16 protein-coding genes are annotated in these 14,451 nt (G+C 55.3%); 10 read left to right on the forward strand and 6 right to left on the reverse strand.

What is annotated here, in order from left to right:
* Positions 1 to 7: 7 nt before the first annotated feature.
* Positions 8 to 952 (reverse strand): calcium/sodium antiporter, encoded by a 945-nt coding sequence (locus tag D6851_RS10935; RefSeq protein ID WP_120324939.1) that lies wholly within the window; start codon positions 950 to 952, stop codon positions 8 to 10.
* The gene (gene nhaA, locus D6851_RS10940; RefSeq protein ID WP_120324940.1) at positions 949 to 2,133 is read right to left on the reverse strand and encodes a Na+/H+ antiporter NhaA; all 1,185 of its coding nucleotides are present in this window, start codon (positions 2,131 to 2,133) and stop codon (positions 949 to 951) included. The genes D6851_RS10935 and nhaA overlap by 4 nt, the downstream gene beginning before the upstream one ends.
* 315 nt (positions 2,134 to 2,448) lie before the next feature.
* Here nhaA and D6851_RS10945 point away from each other — a divergent pair, with 315 nt between their 5' ends.
* The 3 genes from D6851_RS10945 to rplA all read left to right on the forward strand — a co-directional run bounded on the left by D6851_RS10945 (position 2,449) and on the right by rplA (position 4,701).
* Entirely contained in the window at positions 2,449 to 3,360 is a 912-nt protein-coding gene (locus D6851_RS10945; protein WP_120324941.1) for a hydrogen peroxide-inducible genes activator, read from the forward strand.
* Positions 3,361 to 3,563: 203 nt separating this feature from the next.
* The gene (rplK, locus tag D6851_RS10950; protein WP_120324942.1) at positions 3,564 to 3,995 is read left to right on the forward strand and encodes a 50S ribosomal protein L11; all 432 of its coding nucleotides are present in this window, start codon (positions 3,564 to 3,566) and stop codon (positions 3,993 to 3,995) included.
* A 4-nt stretch (positions 3,996 to 3,999) separates the two neighbouring features.
* The gene (rplA, locus tag D6851_RS10955; RefSeq protein ID WP_120324943.1) at positions 4,000 to 4,701 is read left to right on the forward strand and encodes a 50S ribosomal protein L1; all 702 of its coding nucleotides are present in this window, start codon (positions 4,000 to 4,002) and stop codon (positions 4,699 to 4,701) included.
* 91 nt (positions 4,702 to 4,792) lie between these two features.
* On the opposite strand, the gene D6851_RS10960 is transcribed toward rplA, so the two are convergent.
* On the reverse strand, positions 4,793 to 5,221 hold the full coding sequence (locus D6851_RS10960; protein ID WP_183030068.1) for a hypothetical protein: 429 nt from the start codon (positions 5,219 to 5,221) through the stop codon (positions 4,793 to 4,795).
* 123 nt (positions 5,222 to 5,344) lie between these two features.
* Positions 5,345 to 6,835, reverse strand: a complete 1,491-nt coding sequence (locus tag D6851_RS10965; protein ID WP_338014750.1) for a lignostilbene-alpha,beta-dioxygenase NOV2 — start codon at positions 6,833 to 6,835, stop codon at positions 5,345 to 5,347.
* 125 nt (positions 6,836 to 6,960) lie between these two features.
* On the opposite strand from D6851_RS10965, the gene D6851_RS10970 reads away from it, so the two are divergent.
* Together D6851_RS10970 and D6851_RS10975 are read left to right on the forward strand one after the other, a co-directional pair.
* The gene (locus tag D6851_RS10970) at positions 6,961 to 7,485 is read left to right on the forward strand and encodes a MarR family winged helix-turn-helix transcriptional regulator (protein ID WP_120324945.1); all 525 of its coding nucleotides are present in this window, start codon (positions 6,961 to 6,963) and stop codon (positions 7,483 to 7,485) included.
* A gap of 53 nt (positions 7,486 to 7,538) precedes the next feature.
* Positions 7,539 to 7,970 carry a nuclear transport factor 2 family protein gene (locus tag D6851_RS10975; RefSeq protein ID WP_120324946.1) on the forward strand — a complete coding sequence of 144 codons (432 nt, stop codon included), beginning with the start codon at positions 7,539 to 7,541 and terminating at the stop codon, positions 7,968 to 7,970.
* Between the two features lie 78 nt (positions 7,971 to 8,048).
* Here D6851_RS10975 and D6851_RS10980 read toward each other — a convergent pair whose 3' ends face one another.
* Positions 8,049 to 9,254: an MFS transporter gene (locus tag D6851_RS10980; RefSeq protein ID WP_183030069.1), complete on the reverse strand. Its 1,206-nt coding sequence runs from the start codon at positions 9,252 to 9,254 to the stop codon at positions 8,049 to 8,051.
* A gap of 239 nt (positions 9,255 to 9,493) precedes the next feature.
* Between D6851_RS10980 and D6851_RS10985 the strand changes: the two genes are divergently transcribed.
* From D6851_RS10985 to D6851_RS11000, 4 genes are read left to right on the forward strand one after another with little or no spacing between them, the layout of a single operon-like run.
* On the forward strand, positions 9,494 to 10,258 hold the full coding sequence (locus D6851_RS10985; protein ID WP_120324948.1) for an SDR family NAD(P)-dependent oxidoreductase: 765 nt from the start codon (positions 9,494 to 9,496) through the stop codon (positions 10,256 to 10,258).
* A gap of 14 nt (positions 10,259 to 10,272) precedes the next feature.
* Positions 10,273 to 11,835 (forward strand): FAD-binding oxidoreductase, encoded by a 1,563-nt coding sequence (locus D6851_RS10990; protein ID WP_120324949.1) that lies wholly within the window; start codon positions 10,273 to 10,275, stop codon positions 11,833 to 11,835.
* A complete protein-coding gene (locus tag D6851_RS10995; protein ID WP_120324950.1) occupies positions 11,832 to 12,248 on the forward strand; it encodes a c-type cytochrome in 417 nt (138 codons plus the stop codon). Before D6851_RS10990 ends, D6851_RS10995 begins: the two co-directional genes overlap by 4 nt.
* Entirely contained in the window at positions 12,245 to 12,793 is a 549-nt protein-coding gene (locus tag D6851_RS11000) for a hypothetical protein (protein WP_120324951.1), read from the forward strand. Before D6851_RS10995 ends, D6851_RS11000 begins: the two co-directional genes overlap by 4 nt.
* A gap of 45 nt (positions 12,794 to 12,838) precedes the next feature.
* On the opposite strand, the gene D6851_RS11005 is transcribed toward D6851_RS11000, so the two are convergent.
* Positions 12,839 to 13,333: a nuclear transport factor 2 family protein gene (locus tag D6851_RS11005; protein ID WP_120324952.1), complete on the reverse strand. Its 495-nt coding sequence runs from the start codon at positions 13,331 to 13,333 to the stop codon at positions 12,839 to 12,841.
* A gap of 95 nt (positions 13,334 to 13,428) precedes the next feature.
* Between D6851_RS11005 and D6851_RS11010 the strand changes: the two genes are divergently transcribed.
* Complete coding sequence (locus D6851_RS11010) at positions 13,429 to 14,343, forward strand: SDR family oxidoreductase (protein ID WP_120324953.1); 915 nt, start codon at positions 13,429 to 13,431, stop codon at positions 14,341 to 14,343.
* Positions 14,344 to 14,451 lie beyond the last annotated feature (108 nt).

Below are 14,451 nucleotides of genomic sequence, written 5' to 3' on the forward strand. Positions count from 1 at the left end.
GCATCCATCATGCGGTCACCACCAACAGAGCAAGGTAGCCGAAATAAAGGGCTGTAAAAAAGGCCCCGAGTATGCGCCCCATTCCCTTAGCGAAAGTGCATAGCAAGGCGATGGTAAGGGCGCTCAGCAGCACTAGCGGGATGTCGATGGATACCATACTTCTTGGAATTGCGCTGGGCGCCAAAGCCATTGTCATCCCGCCAATCCCCAAAATATTGTAGAGGTTGGAACCTAATACATTACCCAAAGCTACCCCGGACTGGCCGCGCCATGCTGCAATGATGGATGTAACAAGTTCAGGCAAAGACGTGCCAATTGCTACTACCGTCAGGCCGATCAATGTTTCGGACATACCGAGAGCTCCGGCAAGTTCAATGGAACCCGAGACCAGTATATGCCCACCAATTAGGAGTGCTGCCAGGCCGAGAATGGTTTCGACGAGTGGTTTGCTCCAGCCTTGGGGAGTTGGGTTTGCGGTTTCATTCTCAACGGGTGCGGTATCGTCGCTGCGCTCCATAACATAACGAGCCAGGATATAACTGGCGAGAAGCGCAAGGAGGGCAATGCCGAGTAGCCAATGTTCTGCACCTGTCCAGGCGAGTACGGCGAACAAGGCACTGGCTGTGAGTACAACAAGCGGGTCGCGTCGGGTGCCTTTGCCGTTCAAAATGATTGGTGTAACCGTGGCCGCCATGCCGAGCACTAACAGGCTATTCGCTATATTGGAGCCGACAATATTACCCCATGCAATATTGGGGGAACCGGCTCTGGCAGCCTGCACGCTAGTCACCAGTTCCGGCATAGAAGTGCCAAAACCAATTACAACAAGTCCAATCAGCAGAGGTTGCAGGCCCGTCTTGCGGGCAACCCCGACAGCTCCGCGAACCAGTACTTCACCGCCAACAGCCAAGGCGGCGAGGCCGCCCAAAACGGACAGAATGGAAAAGATCACGCGGCTGCTTCATCCGTATCGGTTTCATCGGCAGAGGAGGTCCGGGCAATATGGCGCCGTAATAACCAGAAGCCTCCGAGGGCGGACAAGATCGAGCCGCTCAATACGCCAACCTTTACCATTGAAAGTTGTTCTGCTTCGGTAAAAGCCAGATTGCCGATGAACAGGCTCATCGTGAAGCCAATTCCGGCCACTAGAGAAAGGCCATGAACCTGTTTCCAGTTGGTTCCTTTCGGCAGGCTCGCCCACCCCATCTTTACTGCGCCCCAGGCAAAGCCAAATATGCCGATTTGCTTGCCGAGCAACAGACCCAGCGCGATGCCGAGTGGAAGCGGTGCAAGAAAAGAAGATGCTTCAATCCCGGTGAGCGAGACTCCGGCATTGGCAAAAGCGAATATCGGCACCACGAGAAAGGTCACCCAGGGATGAAGGCCATGCTCCATCCGGGACAGAGGATTTTTGTCACCGGCGCTGATCGGAACTGTTAAAGCGGCCGCTACGCCTGCAAGCGTCGCATGGATGCCTGATTTCAGCACAAAGACCCACAGGATCAAACCCAGCACAACATAAGGCCAGTTTCGCCATACCCTGAAACGGCCGAGCAAAGCCATCAGAACGAAGATAGCGACAGCACCACCGAACATAGCCGGTTCGAAACCGTGACTGTAAAACAGGGCGATAATCAGAATGGCACCGATGTCATCGATTACGGCAATTGCAAGTAGCAACGCTTTGAGTGCTACCGGCACGCGATCTCCCAACAAGGCGAGAATGCCCAGAGCAAAAGCGATATCGGTAGCAGCAGGAATCGCCCAGCCATCGATGTTTTCCGGTGTGCTAAAGTTCAAGCCAAGAAAGATGAGCGCCGGGACAGCCATACCGCCAATCGCGGCGAATAATGGCAAAGACGCTTGCTGCAGGCTGGAAAGCTGTCCGGTAAGTATTTCACGCTTAACCTCGAGGCCGACCACAAAAAAGAACAGCGCCATCAGGCCGTCATTGATCCACAGTAACAAGGCTTTGTTGATTTCGAAATTGCCGAAACTTACCGCCAGCTTGGTATCGAGTACTGTCGTATAACCCGTTCCCCAAGGTGAATTGGCGACTATCAAGGCCAACGCTGCGGCGATCATTAAGAAAATGCCGCCTGCACTTTCGTCTTGCAGAAACTCCTTAAGCATGGGTGCTAGACGTTCAGGCAAAAGTGCCTCCCAGTAGTGGCCAAAAAAGAGGCGACGCGCGGAGTGACGAGGGGTGGGGGAAGCCGCGCGCCGCCATCATGACCGGTTTGTCGCCTAAAGGCTACCGGTCATTTGGATGAAGAAGCTTGCCATGTGGGAAGCACCAATAAGCGCGATCATGTGGCACGGGTGCTCCTTCTCAAGCTCTTTGGAAACAAGATGGGGCAGTCTCAGTAATACTGCCAATTGAAAGATATGATCCATTTCCATAGCCAATGGCTATCAAAATGAGCTCTCTTTGCTTAAGGATCTTACATGCCCACCTTACGACAACTGGAATATCTGGTTGCCATCGCTGACACCCAGCATTTTGGCCGGGCCGCCATTGCAGCCAATGTCTCCCAACCGACATTGAGCCAGCAATTGCGCCATCTCGAAACCCGGCTCGGCGTTACTTTGATAGAGCGTAGTAGTAATCCTATCCAGCTTACACCGGTCGGGCGGGAAATTACGGATCGGGCAAGGCGTATGATCGTGCAGGCAGACGATATCCGGGCTCTGGCCAAACGCAGTGTTTCAGGTATGGCTGGTTCCATCCGCTTTGGCGTTACGCCGACACTTGGCCCTTATCTGATGCCCGCGGTGATTGCTGGATTACATCGTGCTTATCCCGAGCTGCGGTTACTGATACGTGAAGGCATTCCAGATGAGCAACTGGCGGAATTGCGTCGTGGCGCGCTTGATATGCTGTTAGCGCCCATGCCGATTGGTGGGACTGACGTGCATATTGAACCACTGTTTCGCGAATCTTTGTATGTGGTCGCTGCCAGTGAGGACCCGCTTTGCAGCCATTCCCATCTTGCACCTACGGATCTGGCTGGCCAGCCTGTGTTAAGCCTCGATCCACGCCATCACTTCCATCGTCAGACTAAAGCCATTTGTGCTGAGCTCAATGCGGACCTGCTTGACGATTATGAAGGCACCAGCCTTGACAGTCTGCGACAAATGGCGGGATCGGGACTCGGCCTTGCGATTCTTCCCGAATTATATCTCCGCTCCGAAGCAGGTGGTGAAGCGACTATTAAACGACTTACTATAAGAGGGTGGTCAGCCGAACGCTCATTGGCTGCCATCTGGCGTGAAGGAGCGGCATTTAGTGAAAATTACCAGCATATAGCCGACGCGATAGCTACAGAAGCGCATCGGATCATGAAAAGTGAAGTCTAAGCCTCAATGCGATTTTTGGAGGCGGGCACAAAAAAACTCTACCGAAGGCTCTCTTGCTTTCTGCTTCATATCTGTTAAGCGCGCCTCTTCCCAATCGACAACATAGGGAATCCGTGCGGAAGGGGACGTAGTAGTCCCCGTCTGACCGCTTAACATGACGGCCGGCCCAAAGGCCCGCCTGATAGTGTGAAAGGAGTGGCCTCATGGCCAAGAAGATTTCTGGTTATATCAAGTTGCAGGTGCCTGCTGGCACTGCAAATCCTTCACCGCCAATCGGTCCTGCTCTGGGTCAGCGCGGTGTGAATATCATGGAATTCTGCAAGGCGTTCAACGCTGCTACGCAGGATTTGGAAAAGAATGCTCCGATCCCGACAATCATCACGGTATACGCGGATCGTTCTTTCTCTTTCACCACGAAGACACCGCCAGCGAGCTTCCTGCTTAAGAAGGCTGCGAATCTGAAGTCGGGTTCGAAAGAGCCGGGCAAAGTATCTGCTGGAACCATCAAGCGCTCGCAGGTTCAGGAAATCGCTGAATCGAAGATGAAGGATCTCAACGCCAACGATATCGAAGCGGCGACAAAGATCATCGAAGGCTCCGCTCGCGCGATGGGCCTTGAAGTGGTGGAGGGCTAAATCCATGACAAAGCTGACCAAGAAGCAGAAGATGCTCGCCGAAAAGCTGGATGTCGCCAAGCTCTATGCTTTCGATGATGCGCTGAAGACGCTGCGCGAAGTAGCTGAAACCACCAAGTTTGATGAAACGCTGGAAATCGCCATGAATCTCGGCGTTGATCCGCGTCACGCAGACCAGATGGTTCGCGGTATGGTGTCGCTTCCCGCCGGAACTGGCAAGGAAGTCAAGGTTGCGGTCTTCGCGCGCGGCGATAATGCCGAGAAGGCACAGGCTGCCGGTGCCGATAAGGTCGGTGCGGAAGACCTGATGGAAGACATGCAGAACGGTAACCTTGATTACGACCGTGTAATCGCAACCCCGGATATGATGGGTGTGGTTGGTCGTCTGGGCAAGCTGTTGGGGCCTAAGGGCCTTATGCCGAACCCGAAACTGGGCACTGTAACTCCCAATGTGGAACAGGCTATTAAGGACGCCAAAGGCGGACAGGTCGAATTCCGCGTCGAAAAGGCAGGCATCATCAGTTCGGGTATCGGTAAGCTGTCTTTCACAGACGAACAGCTGAAAGACAATTTCAAGGCGTTTACCGATGCTATCGTTAAAGCAAAGCCGGCTGGCGCTAAGGGCAAATATGTCCGCAAAGTGTCGCTCAGCTCCTCGATGGGGCCGGGGCTGCAGCTCGATGCAGCGGAAGTTGAAGGCGCCTGATATTACGCTGGCGTAGACAAGATCTCAAGAAAGGCGGGAAGGTATCTTCCCGCCTTTTCTGTTTGTACAAACCGGAAACTGGAATGCTGGTTTACCGTGCATGCATATGCGGTTCGAGCGAATAATTTGCGTCGCCTTTGTAGATGAGGAGTGGCCAGAAATAGGAACGCCATGCCCACATCAGCACAATGTTAAACAAGATAGACAGCCCACCGAAAACCCATTCAAAAACGCCATAATCGAGCACGAAATTCCAGTAGATGATGACGATGTTGATAGGTGTGAGTGCAATCATGGTGAGAGGCATCCAGCGATTCATCAGCATTGTGATGCCCAGAATTATCTCGATAATTTTAATCCATTCGAACAAGCCGCTGTCAATCAGTGCCTGAGTAAAGTCGATAGCAGCAGGTTCCTGCCCCATAGGCTGCCATCCTTCGACGAGAAAATGCATTGCACCCGAATAGAGCCACCATCCTCCAAACAAAATTCGGCTGAAATGATAAATGAACTTGCCCATCTGATATCCTCCCGTCTCCTTCTTATGAGGAGATTTTCCGATTCGCCTGAGAACAGGTTTTATATCTAAGGGGTCAATCCTGGTGCAGAACCGACCCCGTGCATATCCTTCTTTTCCCTTATTTCAGCCTTGCAGTTTGCTGGTGTTGAGTTTGGTCCGGTTGACCCACGTTCCGTGTACCTGACTGCGCAACGGCATATTGAGCTTCACCTTGGCAATCGGCCCTTTCTCCACATTGTCGGCTTCGATGACCCACAGTTCGGAAAGATAATTTGCCGGGTCGGGACCGTTGGGAATATCGACCACAGAAAGCAACCACCCGCCATTGTCCGGATTGGCACCCGGTACAAAAGCAGGTTCACTAACACCAGCTCCCGGCGGAACACCCATCATAGTGATCCGACCATTACCCGGTTCAATGCGTACAATAGCGTTGAAATTGGCGCCGACAGGGCCGCCGGGCATGGGCGGGCCACCCTCGGGATTCATGCTCAGATACCATGCACGACGATAGGGGTGGCCCTGATCCTTGTCCGGCAAACGCGGAAGATCTCCGGGTGGCCCCATCTCGCGGCTTTCAAAGGTGTCTCCGGGTTTGGACATGTCGAATGTCCAGCGTGTGAGCGCACCTTTCACATCCATCTGATCGCGGTGGATACCCCCGGCCTCGCGCATGAACTGAAAAGCGTTCGTGTCCGAAAGGCATACATCCATGTGGACGAGGTCGCCATCGTCATAGGCATTGATGAAATGGAAAGCTGAAACGCCTTTCGGGCCTTTGAACCAGCGCATCTCTTCAACCTTGCCGTAGCGAGGCATAATGCCAACCCAGCTTTCCAGATCCTGCTGATGCGCCCAATGCGCGCCACCTGTCTTGAGCCGGTCGAGATCGGCTGTGGTTGGATAGATTGGGAAAACTGCGTATTTTTCGGTGATGCAGAAATCGTGGATCGAAGAGCAATAGGGTTGTTTGAACCACTGCTCCGAAGTCAGGTTGCCGTCCTTGTCGGCAATGCCATAGGCGACATCGAGCGAACACAACCCTCCGGCTTCATAACCGAAGAAGAACATTTCCCCTGTTTCATCGTCGATTCGGGGATGGGCGGTGAAAGTCTCCGATTTCAGCGCACCATAATAGGTCCACTTGCCCGCTGTTTCGAGTGTATGTGGATTGACCTCATAGCCCAGCCCGTCTTCTTTCGTCATGAACAACCGGCCACCGTGCCAGACCGGCGTAGTATTGGCGAGTGTCCGGTCTTTGCCGGCAGCGGCCGGATCATCGGTGAACGGGTTGCGATATTGACCGAAGAGCGCATGACGGGCTTCTTTTTCAGCCAGATAGCGCTCTGTTTCGACATATTTAATATCGAAATCGACCTGATTGCCGGTGATATTGAACCGTGCCACCATGCCATCAGCATTGAGCGCGATATCGTCCTCAAACATAGGGACATGTGCATTATCGGGTACGGCGCGGAAAAAAGCACCATCGATTTCTGCAGGGATTTCTCCCTCCACTTCCAGGTCGCGAACGGACATTTCGACACGTCGCGGCGTGTTGGTGCCGATAAAATGAATAGATTGCGGAAAGGCGCCCATCGCCGGTTCTCCCATTGTTTCTCGTGCTTATTAGTAACGCCTGTTATGGTTTAAGCCAAGGATCAAGCTCCGGAAAAAGGAGGTGTAAAGTGGGGGATGATTTGGCAAGGGTGCAGAACGACCAAGGTAATGGAGCGCGAATGCAGTCCGAAACAGACGTGGACCAGAATGAATTCAGGCAACAGCCCGTGGCTGTACTGCATGGCTTATTGAAAATGACAAATCGGCTGATGGCGCCATTTTCTACCTATCTGGCAAATCGTTATAAAATCAGTCTGAATGAATTCCGTTTGCTGATGGCGATTGGCCGGCTGGGAGAGAGCGCCAGCCATGAGCTGGCCGAGCATACCGGGGTTAATGTCATGAGTGTAAGCCGCGCTGTGGCGGCGCTGGAGCGCAATGGACGTATCACGGTTGAGCCAGATCCGCGCAATCGCCGGCGCAAATCACTGCGTTTGACGGAGGAAGGGCAGCGACTTTTCGAGCTGATGAAACCGCAAACCGAAAAGGTTGCGGATTATCTCGTCAGCGGCTTGTCCGAGGATGATGTCCAGTCGCTGCACCGGATTATGGACACGGTTATCGACACACTTGAAGCCAGGGATGAAGAGGGCAATTCGCTGTTTCTTGAACGGACCAAGCCCGATAATGATGCCGGCACATAAGGGCCTGAGAGTAACCTATCGGGCGCTGAACCATAGATAGAAAGGTGTAGAGCGTGACTGAAGACGAACGCAGAGCTATCGAAGCGGACTGTCAACGACTGATCAATCTGTATGTCAATTTGAACGACGCACAGGATTGGGAAGCGGTCGCCAATCTTTATACTGAAGATGCCCGTTTCGCACGGCCTTCCAAGCCCGATGAATTTGTCGAAGGGCGCGCGGCGATTCTGGAAGGCTTTACATCCCGTCCGCCGAGAGCGCAGCGTCATGTGATCGCCAATACAGTGGTCGATGTTGTGGATTCGGACAATGCCAGGGCCTTTAGCGTGATCGTGCTGTATATGGGCGACGCTGCTGCCTCCGGTGAATTGCCGAAAATGAACGCCAAAAGCCCTCTGGTAGGTTCCTTTACCGATAAGCTGGTCCGTACAACGGAAGGCTGGCGCTTTGCCGAGCGTGTTGGCGGCCTCGATTTCCAGCCTTAACATGCCACTTTAATATTACTGTCAGGGAAAGGGCTGGCGATGTCCCGCTAGGTGATACCAGCCCTCTGCCTGACGGGGTCAGCTCTGCTTCCTCGATTGCATGACACCGGGGATCAACAAGGCGATCGCACCGCACAGGCCGACGGGCACGACCAGCGCGAGGAAAAAATAGGCCGGGGTGATTTCGCTTTTGATCAGCCACTCTCCAACCATCGGGCCGGCAATGGCACCGAGCCGGGCAATGGCCACCCCTGCGCCTATGGCTGACGACAGAATGTGGGAGGGAAAGAGAGAGGGTGTCAGCGCCATGATTGCCATATGAATGCCGGTAATGCCTCCGCCTGCCACAATAAGCAGCACGCCCCATTCGAGCGGAGCGGAGGGCAGCAGGCCGATACCGAACAATGCCAGAGCAACCAGCCCGTAGCCTGACAGGATGGCCGGGCCGGGTTTCCATTTGTCGAGCAGTAGCGAAATAGCGATTCCGAAAACCAGTCCGCCGCCTTGCAGCAAGCCGGCCAGACGGGAGGAGAAAGCCATGCTGAAACCGGCTTGCGGTAGTAAGGTGGGAAGCCAGCTCGTCAGCATGTAAAGAGCGACGGAATTCAGCGCATAGATCAGCGCGAACAGGGCAAAGGGCGCGATGTAGGGCTTGCTTATCAATGCCAGCAGCGGGGCACGGGCCGGACTCTTATCCTCTGCACCACCCTTGTCATGCAGAAGCGTCCTGGCAGGAAGGCAAAAGGCAAGAGAAACAGCCAGAAATAATGCAAAGACTGCGGGGGTGAAGAACAGCATTTCCCACCCGCCGAACCGGACGAGCTCAGGGGCCAGTATACCGGCACTCATGGCTCCGATAGCGATACCGGCTGAGACCAGCGACATGACGAAAGACCGTTTGTCTGGCGGAGCCAGCTCGGCGGACAGGGCACTGACATTGGGCAGGCAGGCGCCCAGCGCTATGCCGGTAGCCAGACGCCAAAGCGCGAAATGGGCAACGCTATCCGCAAAGGCTGTGCCGAAAGTGGTGACGGCAATGCCGAGACAGGCGCTGACGATCAGAAGGCGCCGCCCAAACCGGTCGCCCAGCGGCGCGACAAAAAGCGCTCCGACTCCGAGCCCGACCAGTACAGCAGAAAAAACCACGCCGAAATCATCGGGGGAAAGCTGCAATTGGGGCGCGAGATAGGGCAGGGCGAGCGGCATGGCATTAAGATCGAAGCCATCGATCAGCATGACACCGCCAATCAGCACGAGCGTCAGGAAGCGCATGAAATTGCTCATGGTTTCATATCCAGCGATGAGGTGAACCCACGGAATGCAAATCGTTGCGTATGTTCGAACATATCTCTCCCTGGCCTTTGAATATCTGCCATAATTTTTTCTGCTCCAGCGGCTCATGTCCTAATCCTGCCCGCTGGCAAGAATCAGGGATGGCGTTGGGGTTGCATAAGGGATAGGAGAAAAGTAACGATCGTTAAAGTTAAAGACGCCGAAAGCGGCGCTGATGGAGTGGGAGAATTATGGAATCGAATGGCAAACTGGCTATCGTCACCGGTGGCAATTCAGGACTCGGCGAAGCGACCGCGAAAGCGTTGCTCGCAGCCGGGGCGCGCGTCGTGACGTTCGACCTGGACGGCACTGCGCCGGAGGGGGCGGACTTTATGCCCTGCAATGTTGCCGATGGTGCGGCAGTCAGGGCTGCCGTGGCGCAGGTCGCGGAGCGGTATGGCGAGATCGCTATTCTCGTCAATTGTGCCGGTGTGGGTGGCATCGGTGTTATCGCGAATGCCGATGCACCGGGCAATCTTGAGGATTTTCGCCGGGTTATCGACGTCAATCTGATCGGAGCGGCCAATGTAACCGCCGAAGTGGCGCACCACATGGCGAACAATACGCCTTCCGGTTCTGATGAAGAGCGCGGTGTCATCATCAATGCCTGCTCGATTGCCAGTTTCGAAGGGCAGGAAGGAATGGGCGCCTATACCGCTTCCAAAGCCGCGCTCGCCGGGCTGACTCTTGTGTGGGCGCGCGACCTGTCCAGATATCATATCCGTTGCGCTGGCGTTGCGCCGGGTTTCTTTGCTACGCCGATGGTCGCAGGTCTCCCGCCTGCTCTGGTCGACGAATTGCTGGCCGATAGCGAATATCCCAAACGGGCAGGCAAGCCGGAAGAGTTTGCCGAGGCGGCAATCTTCATTATCCGCTCGCCAATGTTCAACGGGGATGTCATGCGGCTGGATGCGGGAACCCGTCCCCCGGCGCGTACAAGCTGGTCCGCGAGTTGAGAAAGTAGAGAGAAATGGCCGATATACCCCTCCCTCCTGGAATTGATACGCAGCGCCTGCAACAGGCCCGGCGCGCTTTTGAAAGTGCGCTCGGTGCCGATAAGGTGTTTTTCGAAGATCTCGACCGTGAGACCTATAGCGACAAATTTGCCGTAAACGATGCAGCGCATCATCCTTCGGGCGCTATTGCCCCTGAAACAGTGGATGAAGTTCAGGCTGCAATGCGGATTGCCAATCAGTATCGGATCCCTGTCTGGCCGATCAGCCGCGGCAAGAATCTGGGTTATGGCGGCAATGCACCCGAATTGTCGGGCAGTGTCGTGATGGACCTGTCGCGCATGAAGAAGATCGAGTTCGATGAGCAGATGGGAACGGTGGTTGTCGAGCCCGGCGTGGGCTTTTATGACCTCTATGATTATCTGAAAGCGAACAATCTGCCTTACTGGCTCTCGACGCCCGGCAATAGCTGGGGTTCGGTGATGGGCAATGCGCTCGATCGCGGTGTCGGGTACACTCCCTATGGTGAGAACACCAAGAAGATCTGCGGCATGGAAGTGGTGCTGCCCGATGGCGATCTGGTGCGCACGGGTATGGGGGCATTTTCCAATGCGCCGACCTGGCAGGCCTATCCTTTCGGTTATGGTCCCGCCTGGGATCAGATGTTCGTTCAGTCCAATTTCGGCGTGGTGACCAAGATGGGTTTGTGGCTGATGCCGGAACCCGAATCCCTGATGGGTATGGATGTCGAATTTGACAGCCCGGAAGATCTGAAAGCGATGGTTGACACAATCGGCCCGCTCCGCCGCGAAGGCCTTCTTCAGCAAAGTCCGTCTATCGGAAACTGGTTGCGTGCCGCTGCTGTTCTGACCACACGCGGCGAATGGACGGACAAGCCCGGCGCGCTGAGCGATGATGTTATCAGCGCGATTCGCAAGCGGTTCAATATTGGCTGGTGGGGCGTTTCATTGCGCCTCTATGGTCGGGAAGAGGTCAACAAGGCTTCTTATAAGGTGCTTGAAAAAGCTATTAACGACATCAATCCGATGCTCATCAAGCCGACCAAATGGGTCAAAGGCGAACCGATCGAACATACGGGATGGACGGGCACGCCGATGACCTTCCCGATGCAGAATGTGAACTGGTATGGCGGCCGTGGCGGACATATCGGCTTCTCTCCGGTGCTTCCGCAAGATGGCAGTCTGGCGCTTGCTCAGTTCAAGCGGACATATGACCGCTATAAGGAATATGGCATGGATTATCAGGGCAGTTTCGCTTTTGGCGAAAGGCATCTGACCAATGTGAATGCCATGATTTTCAATAAGGACGATCCCGAGATGATGAAGCGGATCGATCCGTTTTTCCGTCGGCTGGTCGCCGATGCCGCCGAGCATGGCTATGGCGAATACCGGACTCATCTCGATTATATGGATCTCGTCGCCAAAACATATGATTTCAACGATCACGCGATGCGACGCCTGAACGAGAAAGTGAAGAATGCGCTCGATCCCAATGGCATCCTGGCACCGGGTAAGAGCGGAATCTGGCCTACCAATCTGAGCGGAGAACGCGAAGCATGAGGGTTTTCGGTTTTTTGGGCCTTGCCGCCGCGGCATTGAGCCTCGCGGCATGTTCGGGTTCGGGCGATGACACCACGCAAACTGACGGTGCGAAGCAGGGGCCTCCGCCCATGCCCGAACCTATCACTCTGTCCCAGCGGCCCGATGCGACCGGTGGCGAGAAGCTTTATGTCGAAAAATGTATGATGTGCCACGGCCCGAACGGTATGGGTACCGGTCTTCTGGCGCGTCGCATGGATGTTCCGCTGCTCGAAGAGCGTGACGATCTGACGGTCGACTACGTGACGCAGGCTGCCCGCATGGGCATTGGCAATATGCCGGCTATCCCGCGCGGTGAAGTGAGCGATGAGCAGCTGGAACAGATCGCCCAATATCTGGCAAGTAAAAATCCGGATGCAGGGGACGGGGCATGATTGAGGCGGATCGCCGAACGGTCATTGGCGGCGCTGCGCTGGGGATGATGGCCATTCCGACCGTTGCCGGTCTGGCCAGCTGGCGCTGGAAGCATGGCGATGGCCGCGTTTTGCTGCATGATGATACGCTTTCGGCAGGGCGGCGTTTCGCGGCTGCCGGTCAAGGCTATGGTCACACCGCTATCAAGCTTGAGGGCGACCGGGTGCGTCTGGCGCGCGACGTTCTGGATCGCCGCCCGGCTATGATTGCGGGCGTGACCCGTCATGCCGATCAGTTGCTGATCGAGGATGTCGCCCGCGAAGCCGGTTATCGGCGCGTAGCTTTGTTGCAGGGGCGGGAGCGCACCTGCATGGCGCAGGATTGCCGGTCGGGCTGGCAGGCGCTGGGCCGGATGGTTCGTTCGGCCGGGTATGACTGGGTGGAAGCGCTGGCGGCGTTCACTGCCGCGCAGGCCGATAATATCGGGCCTCTATTGCCGCAGTCCGCGCATGCGGCACCGGATATCGGCCTTGTATTGGGCTGGGTGCTGGCTCCGAAAGGATAAGGGAAAGCATCCCCCTCCCGCTATCGGAAGGGGGATGCTCTCATCTCACTTTTTAATCATGAGCGAAGCTGGCCGTTTGCGCGGGACCCAATGGCCACGACCGGGGAAGTTCTGCAAGACTTCACCGTCCCACAGGCGCACCGTGCGGCGCTTGAATCGCCATTTGCCGTCTGCGCCTTTCACGGCATGATCGTCATACCAGCCGGTGAAACGCAGCAGATAGGGCGGCTCATCTTCGCATTCGGTGACGAAAGCAAAGCTCTTCATTTTCACTGAGCCATCGTCCTGCGGCATATATTGCGTCTGGGTAACGTGATGCTGGCGGCCGGGGAAACCTTCGGCATTGCGGTAATGTTCGGCAATACCGCGAATTCCTTCATGGCCTTCCCAGATATCGGGATCTTCAAAGACCTCCTCGCTCATCACCGCATCTTCGGTGAAGCATTCAACCAGCGCATCTACATCCCCTGTATCGAGGGCCCAGCTATAGGCGGCAATCAGATCCTGCAGGCCAAAACGGTCTTCAACGGTCAATTTCATGGAAATTCCTCTCTCCCTTTCTTGCTTCAACCGTAACACTCGTTATTATTAGCTGCAAGCGGTCAAACCTGCATAGTGAATTAAGGGAGAGTTGAATGGGCAAGATTATCGTCACTGGTGCATCCGGTGCATTTGGCGGAGCTGCGGCGCGCGGCCTGCTGGAAAAATGTGCGCCGGAAGATCTGGTATTCTTGTCTCGCACGCCGAAGAAATTGCAGGAATTCGCCGATCTGGGTGTCGAATGCCGCGCTGCGGATTTTGACGATCCTGCCAGCCTTGTCTCGGCCATGCAGGGTGGTGAGCGTATGCTGCTGATTTCCACTGCGCGCGTCGGAACCCGGGTGGAGCAGCACAGAAATGCGGTTGAAGCTGCCGTTGCGCAGGGGGTGAAGCATATTGTCTACACTTCGCTCATCAATGCTGACAGGGCGGACAATCCCGCTATCGTGAAACTCGACCACCGCGCCACCGAGGAGATTATCGAAGGATCGGGTGCGGCATGGACGCATTTGAGAGACAGTCAATATTCCGAAGCCATTGCGACAGCTATGGCCATTCCGGCGCTGCAAATGGGTGTGAAACCGGATAATTGCGCCGATGGCCGTGTGGGCTTTGTAAGCCGCGACGATTGCGTGGCGACAGCGGTCGGTGTGCTGACGCAAGAGGGTCATGGTAATAAGGCCTATCCTCTCACCGGCCCCGAAGCGTTGTCGATCCCTGAAGCCATGGCGATGGTGAGCGAAATGGCCGGCAAACCCATCGAAGTGCAGGCGGTCGATGATGATAGCATGTATGAATATTTCGATGCGATGGGCGCTCCGCGCCATGCATCCGACATCGTTCCCGACGGTCCCATTCCATGGTCGAGTGATGATATGGTGACATTCGGTGAAGCGATCCGCGAAGGATTCTTCGCAGATGTAACCGATTGTGTCGAACGCATCACCGGCAAGCCGCCCAGAAGTCTGCGGGAGGTTTTCGAAGCGCATAAGCATTTATGGCCGCAATAATCATGATGTTGCTGAAGATCCGGCAGGCCCGGCTCGGCTTCGCAGGGCGGAAGCGGAGAGCCTGTTGAATTTTGTCCAATCACTGACCCGTTCGACCGCACGGGCTAA

Source organism: Altericroceibacterium spongiae, from assembly GCF_003610805.1.
In the GTDB taxonomy this organism is placed as follows: Bacteria; Pseudomonadota; Alphaproteobacteria; order Sphingomonadales; family Sphingomonadaceae; genus Altericroceibacterium; species Altericroceibacterium spongiae.

What these genes read in the sequence shown, in the direction of transcription:
- rplA (WP_120324943.1), top strand. Translation starts at nt 4,000, where the DNA reads ATGACAAAGCTGACCAAGAAGCAGAAGATGCTCGCCGAAAAGCTGGAT.
- D6851_RS11005 (WP_120324952.1), bottom strand. Translation starts at nt 13,333, where the DNA reads ATGAAATTGACCGTTGAAGACCGTTTTGGCCTGCAGGATCTGATTGCC.
- D6851_RS10985 (WP_120324948.1), top strand. Translation starts at nt 9,494, where the DNA reads ATGGAATCGAATGGCAAACTGGCTATCGTCACCGGTGGCAATTCAGGA.
- nhaA (WP_120324940.1), bottom strand. Translation starts at nt 2,133, where the DNA reads ATGCTTAAGGAGTTTCTGCAAGACGAAAGTGCAGGCGGCATTTTCTTA.
- rplK (WP_120324942.1), top strand. Translation starts at nt 3,564, where the DNA reads ATGGCCAAGAAGATTTCTGGTTATATCAAGTTGCAGGTGCCTGCTGGC.
- D6851_RS10945 (WP_120324941.1), top strand. Translation starts at nt 2,449, where the DNA reads ATGCCCACCTTACGACAACTGGAATATCTGGTTGCCATCGCTGACACC.
- D6851_RS10980 (WP_183030069.1), bottom strand. Translation starts at nt 9,254, where the DNA reads ATGAGCAATTTCATGCGCTTCCTGACGCTCGTGCTGATTGGCGGTGTC.
- D6851_RS11010 (WP_120324953.1), top strand. Translation starts at nt 13,429, where the DNA reads ATGGGCAAGATTATCGTCACTGGTGCATCCGGTGCATTTGGCGGAGCT.
- D6851_RS10960 (WP_183030068.1), bottom strand. Translation starts at nt 5,221, where the DNA reads ATGGGCAAGTTCATTTATCATTTCAGCCGAATTTTGTTTGGAGGATGG.
- D6851_RS10995 (WP_120324950.1), top strand. Translation starts at nt 11,832, where the DNA reads ATGAGGGTTTTCGGTTTTTTGGGCCTTGCCGCCGCGGCATTGAGCCTC.
- D6851_RS10970 (WP_120324945.1), top strand. Translation starts at nt 6,961, where the DNA reads ATGCAGTCCGAAACAGACGTGGACCAGAATGAATTCAGGCAACAGCCC.
- D6851_RS10990 (WP_120324949.1), top strand. Translation starts at nt 10,273, where the DNA reads ATGGCCGATATACCCCTCCCTCCTGGAATTGATACGCAGCGCCTGCAA.
- D6851_RS10965 (WP_338014750.1), bottom strand. Translation starts at nt 6,835, where the DNA reads ATGGGAGAACCGGCGATGGGCGCCTTTCCGCAATCTATTCATTTTATC.
- D6851_RS11000 (WP_120324951.1), top strand. Translation starts at nt 12,245, where the DNA reads ATGATTGAGGCGGATCGCCGAACGGTCATTGGCGGCGCTGCGCTGGGG.